Annotated in this window: 13 protein-coding genes; 3 read left to right on the top strand and 10 right to left on the bottom strand. The window is 71.8% G+C overall.

Going from position 1 to position 17,747, the window contains the following annotated elements; genetic code table 11:
- Positions 1 to 12 precede the first annotated feature (12 nt).
- The 8 genes from scpB to ACFYNL_RS38845 all read right to left on the bottom strand — a co-directional run bounded on the left by scpB (position 13) and on the right by ACFYNL_RS38845 (position 9,885).
- Positions 13 to 696: an SMC-Scp complex subunit ScpB gene (scpB, locus tag ACFYNL_RS38880; RefSeq protein ID WP_388812750.1), complete on the bottom strand. Its 684-nt coding sequence runs from the start codon at positions 694 to 696 to the stop codon at positions 13 to 15.
- Positions 693 to 1,763 carry a segregation/condensation protein A gene (locus ACFYNL_RS38875; protein WP_388812747.1) on the bottom strand — a complete coding sequence of 357 codons (1,071 nt, stop codon included), beginning with the start codon at positions 1,761 to 1,763 and terminating at the stop codon, positions 693 to 695. Before ACFYNL_RS38875 ends, scpB begins: the two co-directional genes overlap by 4 nt.
- Before the next feature lie 18 nt (positions 1,764 to 1,781).
- Positions 1,782 to 2,396 (bottom strand): hypothetical protein, encoded by a 615-nt coding sequence (locus tag ACFYNL_RS38870; RefSeq protein WP_388812744.1) that lies wholly within the window; start codon positions 2,394 to 2,396, stop codon positions 1,782 to 1,784.
- Positions 2,381 to 3,517, bottom strand: a complete 1,137-nt coding sequence (locus tag ACFYNL_RS38865; RefSeq protein WP_078504310.1) for a ParA family protein — start codon at positions 3,515 to 3,517, stop codon at positions 2,381 to 2,383. The genes ACFYNL_RS38870 and ACFYNL_RS38865 overlap by 16 nt, the downstream gene beginning before the upstream one ends.
- Before the next feature lie 399 nt (positions 3,518 to 3,916).
- On the bottom strand, positions 3,917 to 5,041 hold the full coding sequence (ald, locus tag ACFYNL_RS38860; protein ID WP_388812742.1) for an alanine dehydrogenase: 1,125 nt from the start codon (positions 5,039 to 5,041) through the stop codon (positions 3,917 to 3,919).
- Between the two features lie 134 nt (positions 5,042 to 5,175).
- On the bottom strand, positions 5,176 to 7,263 hold the full coding sequence (locus ACFYNL_RS38855; RefSeq protein WP_388812739.1) for a tetratricopeptide repeat protein: 2,088 nt from the start codon (positions 7,261 to 7,263) through the stop codon (positions 5,176 to 5,178).
- Positions 7,264 to 7,486: 223 nt separating this feature from the next.
- A complete protein-coding gene (locus ACFYNL_RS38850; RefSeq protein ID WP_388812735.1) occupies positions 7,487 to 8,113 on the bottom strand; it encodes an NUDIX domain-containing protein in 627 nt (208 codons plus the stop codon).
- A gap of 83 nt (positions 8,114 to 8,196) precedes the next feature.
- On the bottom strand, positions 8,197 to 9,885 hold the full coding sequence (locus tag ACFYNL_RS38845; protein ID WP_388812854.1) for a CTP synthase: 1,689 nt from the start codon (positions 9,883 to 9,885) through the stop codon (positions 8,197 to 8,199).
- Between the two features lie 494 nt (positions 9,886 to 10,379).
- Between ACFYNL_RS38845 and ACFYNL_RS38840 the strand changes: the two genes are divergently transcribed.
- The 3 genes from ACFYNL_RS38840 to ACFYNL_RS38830 all read left to right on the top strand — a co-directional run bounded on the left by ACFYNL_RS38840 (position 10,380) and on the right by ACFYNL_RS38830 (position 15,543).
- On the top strand, positions 10,380 to 12,182 hold the full coding sequence (locus ACFYNL_RS38840) for a glycoside hydrolase family 15 protein (RefSeq protein ID WP_388812851.1): 1,803 nt from the start codon (positions 10,380 to 10,382) through the stop codon (positions 12,180 to 12,182).
- A 101-nt stretch (positions 12,183 to 12,283) separates the two neighbouring features.
- Entirely contained in the window at positions 12,284 to 13,666 is a 1,383-nt protein-coding gene (locus ACFYNL_RS38835; protein WP_388812732.1) for an FAD-binding oxidoreductase, read from the top strand.
- Between the two features lie 215 nt (positions 13,667 to 13,881).
- Positions 13,882 to 15,543, top strand: a complete 1,662-nt coding sequence (locus ACFYNL_RS38830; RefSeq protein WP_388812729.1) for a PucR family transcriptional regulator — start codon at positions 13,882 to 13,884, stop codon at positions 15,541 to 15,543.
- Positions 15,544 to 15,574: 31 nt separating this feature from the next.
- Here ACFYNL_RS38830 and ACFYNL_RS38825 read toward each other — a convergent pair whose 3' ends face one another.
- Positions 15,575 to 16,711, bottom strand: a complete 1,137-nt coding sequence (locus ACFYNL_RS38825) for a glycosyltransferase family 4 protein (protein ID WP_388812727.1) — start codon at positions 16,709 to 16,711, stop codon at positions 15,575 to 15,577.
- Positions 16,712 to 16,959: 248 nt separating this feature from the next.
- A complete protein-coding gene (locus ACFYNL_RS38820) occupies positions 16,960 to 17,724 on the bottom strand; it encodes a hypothetical protein (RefSeq protein ID WP_388812725.1) in 765 nt (254 codons plus the stop codon).
- Positions 17,725 to 17,747: the final 23 nt, after the last annotated feature.

The raw sequence follows: 17,747 nt of genomic DNA, 5'->3' as shown, positions 1-17,747 counted from the left end.
CAAAGTTCCGTCTTAGTCGTCTACGTCGTCGGTGCCCGGAGTCACCGAGGGGGCCGGGATACCCGGAGCGTCGTCGTCGGGCGCGTCCGGGTCGAACGACGGAACGCCCTCCTGGGTCTCGGCCTCGATCGCCTCCGCCTCCGGGAGGAAGGGCGCGAGCTCCGGGAGCTCGTCCAGACCGCGCAGGCCCATCCGCTCCAGGAAGTAGTTCGTCGTCCTGTACAGGATCGCACCTGTTTCGGGTTCCGTGCCCGCCTCCTCGACCAGCCCGCGCTGAAGGAGGGTCCGCATGACACCGTCGCAGTTGACTCCGCGTACGGCGGAAACGCGGCTGCGGCTGACCGGCTGACGGTACGCGACGACCGCGAGCGTCTCCAGGGCGGCCTGGGTGAGGCGCGCGGTCTGGCCGTCCAGCACCAGGCGTTCCACGGCGGCCGCGTACTCGGGGCGGGTGTAGAAGCGCCAGCCGCCCGCGACGAAGCGCAGCTCGAAGCCGCGCCCCTGCACCGCGTACTCGTCGGCCAGCTCCCGAAGGGCGTCGGCGATCTGCCGGCGCGGCCGCTCCAGGAGCTTCGCGAGGCGCTCCTCGGTCGCGGGCTCGTCCACGACCATGAGCATCGCCTCCAGTGCGGGCTTGAGGTCGAGGTCGGCGACGGTGCGCAGCCCGGCCGGCAGCTCGGTGGTGTCCTCACTCACGCCTTCTTCTCCTCCTTGGGCGGCTCGGGCGGCCGGTCGAACTCGTCGGTCACCTTGGGCGTCTCGTCGCCGTCCCCGCCGGTCCACCGCACGAGGAGCTCACCGAGCGCGGTCTCCTGGTCGAGGGCCACGGCCTTCTCGCGGTACAGCTCCAGCAGGGCGAGGAACCGTGCCACGACGGTCAGGGTGTCGTCGGTGTCCTCGACGAGGGCCCGGAAGCTGGCCTCGCCGAGTTCCCTGAGCCGGGCGACGACGATCCCGGCCTGCTCCTGCACGCTCACCAGGGGCGCGTGGATGTGGTCGACGTACACCTGCGGCTTGGGCCTGGGCTGCATCGCCTTGACCGCGAGTCGGGCGAAACCTTCCGCCCCGATGCTGATGACGACTTCGGGCAACAGCTCGGCGTGCTGCGGCTCCAGTCCGACGGTCCGCGGGTAGCGCCGGGCCTCGTCGTCGAGGCGCCGGCTGAAGATGTCGGCGATCTGCTTGTACGCCCGGTACTGCAGCAGTCGCGCGAACAGCAGGTCCCGGGCTTCGAGGAGGGCCAGGTCGGCCTCGTCCTCGACTTCGGCGGCGGGCAGCAGCCGGGCCGCCTTGAGGTCGAGCAGGGTGGCGGCGACCACCAGGAACTCGGTCGTCTCGTCGAGGTCCCAGTCCGGCCCCATCGCCCGGATGTGCGCCATGAACTCGTCGGTCACCTTGGACAGGGCGACTTCGGTGACGTCGAGCTTGTGCCGGGAGATCAGCTGCAGAAGGAGGTCGAAGGGGCCCTCGAAGTTGGCGAGACGGACCTTGAAGACGCCGTCGCCCGGTTCCTCGGAAGCGGGGGCCTCGGGCTCGGCGGACGAGACCCCGGCCACCGTGGATTCGGGCGCCCCGGCCCCGGGTTCGGGCTCGACGACGTCGTGTTCAACGACGAGCGGGGCGGGCTCCACGGACTGCGGAACCGCCTCGGGAACCGCCTCCACCGGAGGGGCGACGGGCGAAGCACCCGGTCCCCGTCCCAGCGCGCGCCGGCGCCCGCCGGAGGCACCGGCGCCGGGGACGGGAACATTGTTCGAGGTCATAGCCCCCGCAGGCTACCGCTACCGCCCGCGAAGCCGTCGTACGAGGATGCTGGCGTCTCCGCGGGTCTCCAGATCGGCGAGCACCACGGCCACCGCCTCGCGGACGATCCGCCCGCGGTCCACGGCCAGGCCGTGCTCACCGCGGAGCACCAGACGCGCGTGCTCCAGATCCATCAGTTCCTCGGCGGAGACGTACACGGTGATCTTCTCGTCGTGCCGTTCGCGACCGCTGGGCCGGCGCGTGGCCGTCCGCCCGCGCTTGCGCGGCTGGGCGGTGGACCCGGCGGCGCCGGACCCGGCAGGCCCGCCCGCGGCGCCCGCGGACGCGCTGCCAGAACCTTCCTGCGCCCCCTGCCGCCGCGCGGAGCGCTCCGCGGCCCGGCTGCGCGACTCCCCGGTGTCGACGGACTCCGCGTCGACCGCCACATGCTCGGCGCCGTCGCCGTCACCGCCCTGCGCGGGCACCGACTGCGGCGCGTCCTCGGCGCCCGCGGCGGCGTCGCTCTCCCCCGCTGGAGCCGGCACCCGGGCCTCGCCGTTGGCCGGGCGCCGGGGAGTGGACGGCTGGAGCGCCATACCCCCTGTCGTGCGGAACAGTTCGTCGGCCCCCGGCAGACTCACTCGGCGTGACACCGGGCGAGCACCTCCCTGGCGAGCTGGCGGTAGGCGGCGGCACCGACGGAGTTGGAGGCGTACGTGGTGATCGGCTCACCGGCGACCGTGGTCTCCGGGAAGCGGACCGTCCGCCCGATGACCGTGTGGTAGACGTGGTCGTCGAAGGCCTCGACGACCCGCGCGAGCACCTCTCGGCTGTGCACGGTCCGCGAGTCGTACATCGTGGCGAGGATGCCGTCGAGCTCCAGCTCCGGGTTGAGCCGCTCCTGGACCTTCTCGATGGTCTCGGTCAGCAGCGCGACACCACGCAGCGCGAAGAACTCGCACTCCAGCGGCACGATCACCTTGTGCGCGGCCGTCAGCGCGTTGACGGTGAGCAGACCGAGCGAGGGCTGGCAGTCGATGACGATGAAGTCGTAGTCGGGCAGCAGCGGCTTCAGGGCGCGCTGGAGCGTCGACTCGCGCGCGACCTCGGAGACCAGCTGGACCTCGGCGGCCGACAGGTCGATGTTGCTGGGCAGCAGGTCCATGTTGGGGACCGCCGTCTTCAGGAGCACCTCGTCGGCCGACATGCCCCGCTCCATGAGCAGGTTGTAGACGGTGAGGTCGAGCTCCATCGGGTTGACGCCGAGACCGACCGAGAGCGCGCCCTGGGGGTCGAAGTCGACGAGCAGGACCCGGCGTCCGTACTCCGCGAGCGCGGCACCCAGGTTGATGGTCGACGTCGTCTTGCCGACGCCGCCCTTCTGGTTGCACATCGCGATGATCTTCGCGGGACCGTGGTCGGTCAGCGGACCCGGGATCGGGAAGTACGGCAGCGGACGCCCGGTCGGGCCGATGCGCTCACGGCGCTGGCGGGCAGCGTCGGGCGCGAGGGTGGCCGCGTACTCGGGGTCGGGCTCGTACTCCGCGTCGGGATCGTAGAAGTGCCCTTCGGGCAGTTCGTCGTAGTCGGCGAAGTGGTTGTGGGGCGCGCCACTTCCGTCGCCGGCCATGGCGTTCACGTGATGGCCATCCATGCTCTGGTTTGCTGACAGAGCCGTGTGGGGGCTGGTCTGGCTCTGGTGGGCTGCGAAGGTTCGGACAGCGACGGAGCCGACAGCCTCGAATCCCGCGGGACCCTGGCCCCGTACAGGCATTCCTGGTTGACCACCCCCGGGAGAAAATGTCGACTCATTCACAAGTCGTCTTACCTCCTTGGTGACCAGGAAACTTCTAGACAGGTCAGCGTGGCACCATGCCGACGGTTGGCGACTCTATGGCGTGTCGGCGGTTCGCAGCAACACAATCCACCGGACCGGGCAGATGTGTCGACAATGAAACATCCCGCTGTCAAGGGCGTACGGCCGTCGCACAGCAGGTTTCACCGGTGTGCGAATCGGTCGAAGGGTTGCGTTCGAGGCGAGTTGACCGAGAGTCGCAAAGTGACCATACACACATCCGGCCGGACCTTTTCGGGCAAGGTCCGGCCGGGTGCGTACGGTTGACGATTCGTGTTGACGTATCGCCTTTACCAGAAAGTGACTTAGCCGAACGGCTCAGCCGAGCAGCGAGGCGAGCTCCACGTGCTCCAGGCCGTGCGCCTCCGCCACCTCGCGGTAAACGACCTTGCCGTCATGCGTGTTGAGGCCCTTGGCCAGCGCGGGGTCACGGCGCAGCGCCTCGACCCAGCCCTTGTTCGCGAGCTCGACGATGTACGGCAGCGTGGCGTTGGTGAGGGCGTAGGTCGACGTGTTGGGCACCGCGCCGGGCATGTTGGCGACGCAGTAGAAGACGGAGCCGTGGACCGGGAAGGTCGGCTCGGCGTGCGTCGTCGGGCGGGAGTCCTCGAAGCAGCCGCCCTGGTCGATCGCGATGTCGACAAGGACACTTCCCGGCTTCATCCGCGAGACGAGCTCGTTGGTGACGAGCTTCGGCGCCTTGGCGCCCGGGATGAGGACGGCGCCGACGACGAGGTCGGCCTCCAGGCAGGCCTTCTCCAGCTCCAGGGTGTTGGAGACGACGGTCTGGATCTTCGTACCGAAGATCTTGTCCGCCTCCTTGAGCTTGTTGATGTCCCTGTCGAGCAGGGTCACGTGGAAGCCCAGACCGATGGCGATCTGCGCGGCGTTCCAGCCGGAGACTCCGCCGCCGATGATCACGGCCTTGCCGGCCGGCACGCCCGGGACGCCGCCGGGCAGCACGCCGCGGCCACCGCCCGCGCGCATCAGGTGGTAGGCGCCGACCTGCGGGGCGAGGCGGCCCGCGACCTCGGACATGGGGGCGAGCAGCGGCAGGGCCCGGGAGGGCAGCTCGACCGTCTCGTACGCGATCGCCGTGGTGCCGGACTCGATGAGCGCGTCGGTGCACTCCTTGGAGGCGGCCAGGTGCAGGTAGGTGAAGAGCGTCTGGTCCTTGCGCAGGCGGTGGTACTCCTCGGCGATGGGCTCCTTGACCTTGAGCAGCAGGTCAGCGGTGGCCCACACCTCGTCCGCGGTGGGCAGGATCTGCGCGCCCGCGGCGATGTACTCACTGTCCGGGATCGACGAGCCGACACCGGCGCCCTGCTCGATGACGACCTGGTGGCCGTGGCGCACCAGCTCCAGCACGCCGGCGGGGGTGATGGCCACCCGGAACTCGTTGTTCTTGACCTCGCGGGGGATGCCGACCTTCACGTCGATCACGGTCCTTGGCTCAGAGGGTGTAGGGCATTACATGACATACCCAGGCATGCAGGGCACACCGGGAGACACCGCAGGAGAAGGTGCGGCAGAGCCAGTCTAATGAAGGTGTTGCCGCTGTCTAGCCTTTCATTGCATCAATCTTCAGCTGATGTACTACGGATTTCGCAGGCGTTAGCGTCGTGTTCCGGCTCGAATGTGCCTTGCTCGGGCCCCGACTCGGCCACATCGAGCTCCTCGGGCTCCTCTCCCAGCATCCGCCGGGCCGCGTTCCGGTGCAGCTGCGCCGCCGCGGGATCGCCGAGGCGCTCCAGCGTGTCGGCGAGCCGCAGATACAGCGCGGCGTGCAGCCGGGGGTCCTCCGCGCGCCGCGCCCACTCCACCGCCTCCTGGCAGGTGCGCAGCGACTCCTCGGGCCGGCCCGCGTACTCCTGGACCCGCGCCAGCTCGCTCAACGCCCGGGCGTGCGCGGCGACATCACCGTTCCTGCGGTGCCCGGCGATCGCGGCCCGCCAGTTGCGCAGCGCCTCGCCGTACCGGCCCGCGTAGGTGTACGCGGCGGCGATACGCCCGTACAGCCGGGCGGCGTCCGCGCGCTCGCCCCGGGCCAGCCGCTGGGCCAGCGCCCGGCCGAACCAGTCGGCGGCCCGGTCGTAGTCGCCGAGCTCCAGATGGGCGCCGCCTACGGATTCCATCGCGCGACCGGTCGCGTACGGGTCGTTCGCCTCCCGTCCGGCGTCCAGCGCGGCCCGGTACCGCACCAGCGCCTCCCTCTGGCGGCCCGTCCGGGCGTCGACGTCCCCGAGGTTCAGCAGGGCCGCGGCCTTCTCGCGGGGCAGGTTCTGGCGCTCGGCCACGTCCAGGACGAGGCCGTGGATGTCGTACAGGTCGGCGGCGGCCGTCTGTGTGCCGACATGCACGACCAGCGCCCTGACCAGCTGGGACATCAGGCGCCGGGCGAGGGTGTCCAGCTCCCCGTCGGCGACCGCGGCACGGGCCGAGGCCAGCAGGGCGGGCCTGCGGATGCTCAGCCAGTCGGCGGCCGCCCTGGGGGTGGGGAAGCGCAGGGCGCGGGGCATGTCCAGGAGCTTCTGACGGGTCTCCGGGCTGTCCGTCTCGGTGATCGCCCGGCAGGACTGCAGCAGCCGTACGGTCCGCTCCAGCATCCGGGCGCGGGCGAGCTGCAGCTCGGCGGGGCGGTCCTGGGTCTCGGTGAGCGCCTTGAGGTGGGCGTGCAGACAGGCCGGGACCTGGTACGTCGGCAGCGGGGAGTCGACGGCGTGCAGCAGGCCGAGCCCGACCAGGTCGTCCAGGACGGCGCGGGCACCGTCTACCGAGGAGCCGGCGAGCGCGGAGGCGATGTGCGGGTCGACGAGGCCGCCCGGGGCGAGGCAGAGCAGGCGCAGTATCCGGGCGGGCGTGGTCGGCAGGGAGGCGTGGACGAGCCGGAGGATCCGGCCGAGCGGCGTGCCCTCGTCGCCCTCGGCGCGCAGTTGCTTGGCGAGGTCGGCGACGGCCGACTTGGGGTGGGCGGCGAGCCAGCCGGCCGCCAGTACGAGGGCGGCGGGCTGACCCTGGCACACCTCGGCCAGCCCTTCGGCGGACCGCGGGTCCACGGTGATGCGGACCGAGCCGGCCTGCCGGGACAGCAGCGCCACCGCGGACTTCGTGTCGAGGCCGCCGAGGGTGCAGGGCCGCACGTCCGCGATCCCGGTCAGCGGCCCGCCCGAGACGGCGACGACCAGGCATCCCGGGCTGTCCGGCAGCAGGGCGTCGACCTGCTCGGCCTCTGCCGCGTCGTCCAGCACGAGCAGCACCCGGCGCCCGGCCAGGGCCTTGCGCAGGGCGGCGGTGAGGTCGTCCTCGGCGACGCCGGGCGGGGTCGGCCGGTCCAGGGCGGCCAGCAGTTCGCGGGCGACCCGTCCCACCGGGACGGGGGTGCCGTCGGGCTCGCTCAGACGGGCACGCAGCACACCGTCGCCGTAACGGTCCGCCACCTGCCGTACGAGTTCCTCGGCGAGCGCGGTGCGGCCCGAGCCGGGGCGACCCGCGATGAGCAGCACGCGCGCGCGTGGCGCCTTACGACCGGAAAGGGTGTCCAGCCCCGCGCGCTCGATGTCGGCGCGCAGCTCCTTCAACTCGCGCGTGCGGCCCAGAAATCGGTTGCCGACGACAGCCTGCCCCGACACCTCCACGCCGCCTGTGTCCACCACCTGGTCCGCCACGGGCCACGCTCCCGTCCCACCGCACACGCAAGCCCGCCGGGACTCCGGTTCGGGCGTGTTCAGAGCCTAGTTCACGCTCTGCTACGTTCCGTGCGGAGCACGGCGGACGCATCCCCCGATCGGAACAGCCGATCTTCACACCGGAGGGTGTATCTGCGGTGGGTCCGGTCGGTGCGTGCGGTCGGAGGCGTGCGGTCGGAGGTGTGCGGTCGCAGGGGCGCGTTCAGGACTCGAAGGGGCGTGCGGGCCAGGGCGCCTCCGCCGGGCGCAGCGCGTCCAGGCCGTCGCCGCTGCGCGCGGCGACCAGGGACAGCACGCCCACGACGAGGCAGTTGTTGTGCAACTCGCCCGCGAGGACACCCCGGACGAGTTCGTCGACCGGCACGCGCGCGTGCTCCATGTCGGCCTCCTCGTCCTCCACCTCGAAGCGCTCTCCCTCGGCCTCGGACAGATCCCGGGCGAGGAAGATCCGTACGGCCTCGTCGCACCCGCCGGGAGTCGTGTACACGTCCGTCAGGACGCGCCAGTCCCCGGCCTTGACGTGGGCCTCCTCGTACAGCTCGCGCTGGGCGGCGTGCAGCGGGTTCTCGCCGGGCACGTCGAGCAGACCGGCCGGGATCTCCCACAGCTTGTGCCGCACCGGGTGGCGGTACTGCTTGATGAGCAGGACGCGGTCCTCGGCGTCGAGGGCGAGGACGGCCACGGAACCGGGGTGGACCTGGTAGTCGCGGCGGACCACGGAGCCGTCGGGCATGACCACGTCGTCCGTGCGCACGGAGGTCTTGTTGCCCACGAAGGGGGTCTCCGTGGCCCGGATCTCCCACTCCTGCGGGGTGTCCTTGATCGTCATGCCCTGCCTTTCCACGTGCGCAAAGAAAAACCGGGGTGCCCACCTTTGAAGGTTTGCACCCCGGTCACCGTACAACTCTCGTGTTACTTCGCGTTCTTGTGCGTGCCCTCGGCCTGCTGGCGCTCGACGGCCGCCTTCACCAGCCCGGCGAACAGCGGGTGCGGGCGGGTGGGGCGGGAGCGCAGCTCGGGATGGGCCTGGGTGGCCACCAGGTAGGGGTGGACCTCCCGCGGGTACTCCACGTACTCGACGAGCTTGCCGTCGGGCGACGTCCCGGAGAACACGATGCCCGCCTGCTTCTCCAGCTCCGCGCGGTAGGAGTTGTTGACCTCGTACCGGTGGCGGTGCCGCTCCTCGACGTACTCCTTGCCGTCGTACACCTCGCGCACGATCGAGCCCTCGGCCAGCTTCGCCGGGTACATGCCCAGCCGCATGGTGCCGCCCATGTCGCCCTCACCGGCGACGATGTCGAGCTGCTCGGCCATGGTGGAGATGACCGGGTGGCCGGTGGCCGGGTCGAACTCGGTGGAGTTGGCGTCGGAGATGCCGGCGAGGTTGCGGGCCGCCTCGATCACGATGCACTGCAGCCCCAGGCACAGGCCGAGCAGCGGGATCTTGTTCTCCCGGGCGTACTTGATCGCGCCGACCTTGCCGAGCACACCGCGGTCGCCGAAGCCGCCCGGGATGCAGATGCCGTCCACGTCGGCCAGTTGCTGCCTGGCCCCGGCCGGGGTCTTGCAGTCGTCGGACGTGACCCACTTGATCTTCACGCGGGCGCGGTTGGCGAAGCCTCCGGCGCGCAGCGCCTCGGTGACCGAGAGGTAGGCGTCGGGCAGGTCGATGTACTTGCCGACCAGCGCGAGGGTGATCTCGTGGTCGGGGTTGTGGACGCGGTCGAGCAGATCGTCCCAGGTCGTCCAGTCGACATCGCGGAACGGCAGGTCCAGCTTGCGGACGACATAGGCGTCCAGGCCCTCGCCGTGCACCGTCTTGGGGATGTCGTAGATCGAGCGGGCGTCGGGGCAGGCGACCACGGCCGCCTCGTCGACGTCGCACATCAGGGAGATCTTGCGCTTGATCGCGGTCGGCACCTCGCGGTCGCAGCGCAGCACGATCGCATCTGGCTGGATACCGATGTTGCGCAGAGCCGCAACCGAGTGCTGGGTCGGCTTCGTCTTCAGCTCACCCGAGGGGCCGATGTACGGCAGGAGCGAGATGTGGACCACGAAGACGTTGTCACGGCCGACCTCGTGACGGACCTGCCGGACGGTCTCCAGGAACGGCAGCGACTCGATGTCGCCGACCGTGCCGCCGACCTCCGTGATCACGACGTCGACCTCGTCCGTCGCCATGCGGCGGATGCGGTGCTTGATCTCGTTGGTGATGTGCGGGATGACCTGCACGGTGTCGCCCAGGTACTCGCCCCGGCGCTCCTTGGCGATCACCGTGGAGTACACCTGGCCGGTGGTGACGTTCGCCGATCCGTCCAGGTCGCGGTCGAGGAAGCGCTCGTAGTGGCCGATGTCCAGGTCGGTCTCGGCGCCGTCGTTGGTGACGAACACCTCACCGTGCTGGAACGGGTTCATCGTGCCAGGGTCGACATTGAGGTAAGGGTCCAGCTTCTGCATGACGACGCGCAGGCCCCGCGCCTTGAGCAGCATGCCGAGGCTGGAGGCCGTCAGGCCCTTGCCGAGCGAGGAGGCGACACCCCCGGTGACGAAGATGTGCTTGGTCGTCGTGGCTGTGCTGTTTCGAAAAGCAGCGGGCGGCATGGCCAAGAGGGGGCTCCCGTGGTCGCGATCTTGAAGTGCGGTTCGGGGGTCTTCACGCCCACCGGTCCACGGGCTACCAGGGTATCAGCGACTACGACCGATGGCTTCCGGCCACGCTCCGCACACGACTCGGCACGGATCCGCACGCTTCGCCGTTTTCCCGCGCATCGGTCACCCCTTGCTCACCCGTTCGGCTTACCCGGGTTGTCCGGAGCGGCACGCAGATCATCTACGTGCGTCGTATCCTGCTCGGACATTCGCTGCCGAGCCCGGCCGGCAAACACGGCACCACCCCCGCCCGTCACACCCGGAACAACGAGAGCTCGTCAGTTCGTTGAGCAGAGATTGTCAAGAAGAGACTGTCGTTTTGCCTCACGGCTCAGGCGACTGCTTTGCTTCACGGCTCAACGACGCATTACAACCACCCCTTGACCGCACTAGCGAGAGCCCCCTTGCCTTGAGGGGGTGACGTGGCCGTTCGACTGGAGTTGCACGTGGCCGGGCGCATCGAAGACTACGCACTCATCGGAGACATGCAGACCGCCGCACTGGTCTGCCGGGACGGCACAGTGGACTGGCTGTGCCTGCCCCGCTTCGACTCGCATGCCATCTTCGCCGGCCTGCTGGGCACCGAGGAGCACGGTTTCTGGCGGCTCGGCCCCGCGCACGCCTCCGACTCCCCGCCGCCCACCGCGGCCCGGCGCAGCTACCGCGGCGACTCGCTGATCCTGGAATCCGAGTGGGACACGCCCCGCGGCACGGTCCGTGTGACCGACTTCATGCCGCCGCGTGACGGCGCTCCGCAGCTGATCCGGATCGTGGAGGGCGTCTCGGGCCGGGTGCCGATGCGCTCGGCCCTGCGGATGCGGTTCTCGTACGGCCGGGTCGTGCCGTGGGTGCACAAGCACGAGGGGCGCACCGTCGCGGTCGCCGGCCCGGACTCGGTGTGGTTCGACACGGAGGCCGAGACCTACGGCAAGTCGCTGACGACGTACTCCGACTTCACGATCGCCCCGGGTGAGCGCATCGCGTTCACCATCTCCTGGGAGCCGTCGCACAAGCAGCCGCCGGCGCTGCCCGAGCCGGAGCAGTCGCTGGTGGCGACCGAGGACTTCTGGCGCGAGTGGGTCGAGCACTGTACGTACCACGGCCCCTACCGCGAGGCCGTCATCCGCTCGCTGATCACCCTGAAGGCGCTGACGTACGCCCCGACGGGCGGCATCGTCGCGGCGCCCACCACTTCCCTGCCCGAGGACATCGGCGGCGTCCGCAACTGGGACTACCGCTACACCTGGCTGCGCGACGCGGCGATCACCCTGTCCTCGCTGCTGCGCACCGGCTACCGCGAGGAGGCGCGCGCCTGGCGGGAGTGGCTGCTGCGGGCGGTCGCGGGCGACCCGGAGAACCTGCAGATCATGTACGGCATCGCCGGTGAGCGCGAGCTGGGCGAGGCCGAGCTGGACTGGTTGCCCGGCTACGAGAACTCCGCGCCGGTCAGGGTCGGCAACGGCGCCGCGCACCAGCTCCAGCTGGACGTGTACGGCGAGGTCACCGAGGCCCTGCACCTGGCGCACATGACCGGTCTGGCCCGCAACGACTACGCCTCGCTGCTGCAGCTGAAGCTGATCCGCTACCTGGAGGACCACTGGCAGGAGCCGGACGAGGGCATCTGGGAGGTGCGCGGCCCGCGCCGCCACTTCGTGCACTCCAAGGTGATGGCCTGGGTCGCCGTGGACCGGACGATCAAGCTCATCGAGTCCGGTGACGCGGACGGCCCGCTGGAGCGGTGGAAGGAACTGCGCGACGAGATCCACCGGGACGTGTGCGAGAAGGGCTACGACAAGGAGCGCAACACCTTCACGCAGTCCTACGGCTCGAAGGAGCTGGACGCGTCCCTGCTGCTGATCCCGCAGATGGGCTTCCTGCCGCCGGACGACAAGCGGGTCATCGGCACCATCGAGGCGATCCAGCGCGAGCTGTCCACCACGGACGGCTTCATCCTGCGCTACCCGACGGAGGGCGAGGACGAGGGCGTCGACGGGCTGCCCGGCGACGAGGGCGCCTTCCTGGCCTGCTCGTTCTGGATGGCCGACGACCTGGCGATGATCGGCCGCGTCGACGAGGCCCGCAAGCTGTTCGAGAAGCTGCTGTCGCTGCGCAACGACCTCGGTCTGCTCGCCGAGGAGTGGGATCCGGTCCGTCAGCGCCAGGTCGGAAACTTCCCGCAGGCCTTCAGCCACGTCCCGCTGATCGACACCGCCCTGCGGCTGACGGCGTCCGGGGCGTACGGCGGCTGAGCAGGCCACCACGGCCCTCGGCAGGACGGACGTGAGGCGCCCGCCTAGCCTGGAAGCAAGTAGGTGCCCCTTGCCCTGCCGCTTGTCGGAAGGGGGCGGCCATGGCTTCCCGCTCGAAGGCGGGCGCGGCCCTCGCCGCGCTGCGCGAGGATCTCTCCGGTGATGTGTTCGCCCCGGGGGATTTCGGTTACGACGACGCCCGGGGCGTCTTCAACACCATGATCGACCGGCGGCCCGCGGTGATCGCGCAGTGCGTGGACGAGGCCGACGTCGTACGGGCCGTGCGGTTCGGCCGGGATCTGGACCTCACCACCGCGGTGCGCGGCGGCGGGCACAGCGTCGCGGGCATGGCGCTGAACGACAACGGCCTGGTCGTCGACCTGCGGCACATGCGCGCGGTCACCGTCGACCCGGCGGCCGAGGCGGTGCGGGTCGCGGGCGGCGCCACGATGAGCGACCTGGACCGGGCCACCCAGCCGTACGGCCTCGCCACGACCGGCGGCCGGGCCTCCACCACCGGCGTCGGCGGTTTCGTCCTCGGCGGCGGCACCGGCTGGCTGGACCGCTGCTGCGGCCTCGCGGTGGACAATCTGCTCGGTGTGGAGCTGGTCACCGCGGAGGGCGCGCGCGTCCACGCGAACGCGGACGAGAACCCCGAGCTGTTCTGGGCCCTGCACGGCGGCGGCGGCAACTTCGGCATCGCCACCGCGCTCACCCTGAAGCTGCACGAACTGCCCGAGTTCGCCATCGCCATGCTGCTGTACCGGCCGGACTTCGCGCCCGAGGCGGTCCGCACCTTCCGCGACGTGATCGAGTCCGGCCCCGACGAGGTGGGCGGCGGCGTCCTTCACTTCACCGGGCCGCCCGAGGACTTCGTACCGCCGTCCCTGGTCGGCTCCCTGGTGTGCGGTGTGCTGCTGACGTACGCCGGCACCGAGCAGGCCATGCGCAAGTACGCCGAACCCCTGCTGGCCCTGGCGCACGAGGCGGAGATCGTCGGCGCGATGCCGTACGCCGAGGTCCAGTGCATGATCGACGATCCGCCCGGCATGCGGCACTACTGGTCGGCCGAGTACCTGACGAGCGCCCCGGACGAGTTCGTGGACGTCTACTGCGCCGAGGCCCGGTCCATGCCGGTGCCGACCGGCACCCAGCACGTCCTCTTCCCACAGGGCGGCGCGATCGCCGCCGGACCGCACGAGTACCCGGTGCCCTACCGGGACGCGCCCTGGGCGATCCATCCCTACGGCATGTGGCAGGACCCCGCGGACGACGAACGGTGCGTGCGGTGGGTCCGTTCCGTTCGTGCCGACGTGCGGCCGTGGAGCACCGGCGCGGTGTATCTGAACTTCATCGGCGACGAGGGCGCCGAACGCGTGGTGGCCGGTCTTGGCCCGGAGAACACCCGGCGGCTGGCGGATCTGAAGCGGCGGTGGGACCCGGACAACGTCTTCCGGTTCAACCACAACATCAGGCCGGCCTGAGCGCCGTCGGCGTCCGCTCCCCGCCGGGATCGCCGCCGTCCGCCGCGCGGTGCCGAACGGCTCGCGCACCGACACGGCCACGGGACCGGCCGCCGCGATCGGGCGGCGAGCACGGAGGAGTCCCGAGTCGGCCCCTCCCCCGGCAGCCGGTGATCGTCCTTCGCGGGCCCCTGTGGAGATGTCGTGGCAGCACGCCCGCGGGTAGCGTCCGCCTCATGGACAGCGGTACGGGCGGTACGGGCGGCACTGACAGCGGATTCGGCACCCAGGGAGCGGGGATCACCGTGCGGCGGGCGCTGGAGCTGCCCGGTCTGCGCAGCGGGCTCCCCGAGGTCCTGGCGGGCGCCGACCGGCTGGGGCGTACCGTGCGCTGGGTGCACGCGGGCGAGGTTCCCCACATCGCCTCCTTGCTCAAGGGCGGCGAGCTGCTGCTGACCACGGGGTACGGGCTCGGCACCCGCCCCGCCGACCAGCGGGCGTTCGTACGGACCCTGGCCGAGCGCGGTATCGCGGCCCTCGTCGTCGAGCTCGGCCCCCGCTTCACACGTCTGCCGGCCGCGCTGGTCGACACCGCCCGCACCGCGGGCCTGCCACTGGTCCAGCTGCACCGCGAGGTGCCCTTCGTGACGGTCACCGAGGAGATCCACACCGAGATCGTCAACGGCCACTACGCGCTGCTGCAACGGGCGGAGGAGGTGCACCGGCGGTGCACGCAGGCCCTGCTCGGCGGTGGCGGTGTGCCCCAGGTGCTGGGCATCCTCGCCGACTTCTGCGGCAACCCGGTCTTCCTGGAGACGACCGACGGCCTGCTGCTGTACGCCGCCGGGGCGGGCCCCGAGGGCGCCGATCCGCTGCAGGTGTGGGAGGGGCTCAGAGGGCAGCACAAGGACGCGCCACCGCCTGCCGGGTCGGTCCTGGTCGAGGTGCCGGGGGGCGGCCCCGGCACGGGCTCGGTGCGGGCACGGCTCGTGCTCCTTCCGGTGCGCGGGCCGCTCGCGCCCGTCCACCGGATGGCTGCCGAGCGGGCAGCGGGCATCCTGGCCGTGGTGCTGATGCAGGCGCGGCAGGAGGAGGAGCTCGCGGCACGCGGGCGCGGCGACTTCCTCACCGACCTCGCGGAGGGCCGCGTCACCGCCGAGGACGCCCCGGCCCAGGCGCGCGTCCTGGGTTTCAAGCCGGGCAGCAGCCCGCTGCTGCCGGTCGTGATGCGGCTCGGGGACGTGCTGTCGCCGGGTGGGGGCTGGGCGGTGCTGGCGCGTGCCGTCGCGGAGGAGCTGTCCTCGGTCGGGGTCCCGGTGCTGCTGGGCGTACGGCCGGTGGAGGGCCGTGTCCTGGTGCTGCTGGGCCTGCGCGCGGAGTCGGAGCGGCCGACGGTCGCGGACCGGGTCGCGGTGGCGCTGCGGGCGGGTGTGGAGCGCGCCGGGATCCAGCGGCCCGGGGCGCAGCCGCCGGTCGTGGTCGTCGGGGTGGCCGGGGGCTGGGCGGCGGCCTCGGCGGGTCTCAGGCACGCGGCGGAGACGGCGACGGCGGCCCAGGGCCTGTCGGACCGCCCCTGGTACGACGCCCGGCGTCTGGACATCGACCTGCTGCTGTGGCGGCTGCGCGACCACCCGGACCTCGCCGCCTTCGTGGACCGGGCGATCGGCCCGCTCCGCGACCACGACGACCGCTCCAGACCGCCTCTGCTGCCCACCCTGGAGACCTATCTGGCGCACGCGGGCCGCAAGGCGGAGACGGCCCGCGAGCTGCACCTCAACCGGCAGACGCTCTACAACCGCCTCGCCCGCATCGGCGAGTTGCTCGGCACGGACCTCGACGACCCGCAGACGGTACTGGCGTTGAGCCTGGCCCTGCGGGCCCGGCGGCACGTGCCGTAGCCGGGGGTGGGCGGTCGTCGTCGGACGCCGTCTAGATCATGGGCTGCGGCTGCGTCAACTCGTCGTAGACGCTGAGCACTTGGGCGACGGTCTCGTCCTCCGTGGGCCAGGTGGCCGCCTGCCGCGTGCCCCGCTCCCTGAGCAGTTCCCGGCGCTCGGGATCGCCGATCAACCGTACGACGGCCTCGGCGAGGGCCTGCGGGTCGCCGTAGGGGACGAGTTCAGCGGCGTCGCCGACGAGTTCCGGCATGCCGCCCACGTCGGTGGCGACGAGCGGCACGCGCGCACGCAGCGCCTCCTGGGCCAGCACCGAGCGTGACTCCCAACTGCTGGGCAGGAGCGCGGCGTCGGCGGCGGCGAGCAGCTCGAAGACGTCGTCGCGCCGTCCGATGAGCCGCACGGGCAGCCCCTCGTCCTCGATTCGGCGCTGAAGGGCCGCCCGCAGCGTCCCCTCCCCCGCGATCACGACCAACGGCACGGGGTCCAGCCGCAGCCACGCGCGCGAGGCGTCCAGCAGCACGTCGTACCCGCGATGCCGCTCCAGCGAGCCGACCGCGATCAGCAACGGGCGTCCGGTGGCGCCGAGTTCGGCGCGGACCTTGGGCCGCAGCCGGTCGGGGTCGTCATGCTCGACGACACCGCGGGGCGCGGGCATCGCCACCGCGGCGAGGCGCGCGTCGCGGGCACCGGTCCGACGGGCCCGGTCCACGAGCGTCGAGGTGGTCCCGAGCACGACGGAGGCGGTCTTGACGACCCGCCGCTCCAACAGCCGTACGAGATGGGCGCGGGCGCCCTCGGCATGCGCGCGGTCGTGCCAGGTGACGACGAGCGGGGTACGTCGCCCGCTGAGCGCGAGCACCGTACGGAAGGAGGCGTGCAGCCCGTGCGCGTGCACCAGGTCGGCGTCCGCGCACGCGGCCCGCAGCGCGGCCACGGAGGCGGGATCGCTGCTGCGCGGGACATGCACGTGTTCGGCTCCGGCGCCCGTGAAATCGTAGAGGTGATCGGCCTCCGCAGGGGCGCACACGGTGACCCGCACGCCCCGCGCGACCAGCCCGGAGGCCAGCGACCGCACATGCGCGCTGCTGCCGGCGTTGCCGCCGCCCAGCACCTGCACGGTGCGCAGCGAGGACTGGCCGTGCGGTGAGTGGCTGCTCACGGGGGTCACGTGGCCGGGGCTCCTGGTTCGGGTCGGGCGGTCACGAAGAACGTACAGAAGGATCGGGCGGAGGGGGTGTACCGCGGAGATCCCCACGCGTACGACGTCTCAAGGCCAAGGATGCCAGGAGCCGCGGTCCTTCCGGGAACCGCGGGAGGGCGGGAGGCGGGCGGGAGACGGGCGGTACCACGCGGGGTATCACCCACGTGGGTGAAGATCGCCGGGTTCCGTTCGAACGGGGAGAACGGTCGCGACCGTCACCGCCCGCCCAGCGCCCGCGCCGCCTCGGTCACCTTGTCGCCGTACACCGCGGCGGCCACGAGGGCGGCGGCGTGCGCGGCCAGCCCGGCCCGCCCGTTCCCGGCGACGACGGCGGTGCCCAGGGCCGCGCCGAGCGCATGGGCACCGGTGTCGCCGAGCATCGCCCGCTCACCGAGGTCATCGGGCAGCACGGCCGCCGCGGCACCCATGGCGGTGGCGGCGATCGCGGCGCCGGACCCGGGACGCAGCAGCCCCGGCGCCCCGAGGCCGAGCACCGCCGCCGCGGCCCTGCCCGGGCGTACGTCCACGAGGTTGACGAAGTGCGCGGCCCCGGCGATCACCACGCCCGCGAGCACCCGGTCCACGGGCCGTTCCTTCAGGAAGGCGCCCGCGACGAGCCCGGCGGCGGAGATCCCGAGCAACTTGACCGCCCCGCTGGTGACTTCGCCCTCCCGCAGGGCGGTCAGGTGCGCCCGGAACCCACGCCGGGGGTCACCGGCCCCGGCGACATCGTCGTACGCCCCGCAGGCTCCCGCGACGGCGACGGCGAGCCCGGCGGCCGGCCGTGCCCGCCCCGCGCCCACCGCGGCCGACAGGGCGACGGCGGCACCGGCGTACAACTCCACGGTCCGACCGGCGTAGTTCTTCCGTTCCCAGCGGTCGCGGCCACCGGGAGCCTTGGCGCGCAGGGCGGAGACGGCGGCACGGGTCAAGCCGGCGGAAAGGGCGAAAGCGGTGGTCCCGGGGGCGCGTCGGATCATGCCGCCACCCTACGACCGGCCCC

The sequence above is a fragment of the Streptomyces sp. NPDC007808 genome, from assembly GCF_042868655.1.
Taxonomy (GTDB): Bacteria; Actinomycetota; Actinomycetes; order Streptomycetales; family Streptomycetaceae; genus Streptomyces.
This window is presented reverse-complemented; position numbering and strand designations above follow the sequence as displayed.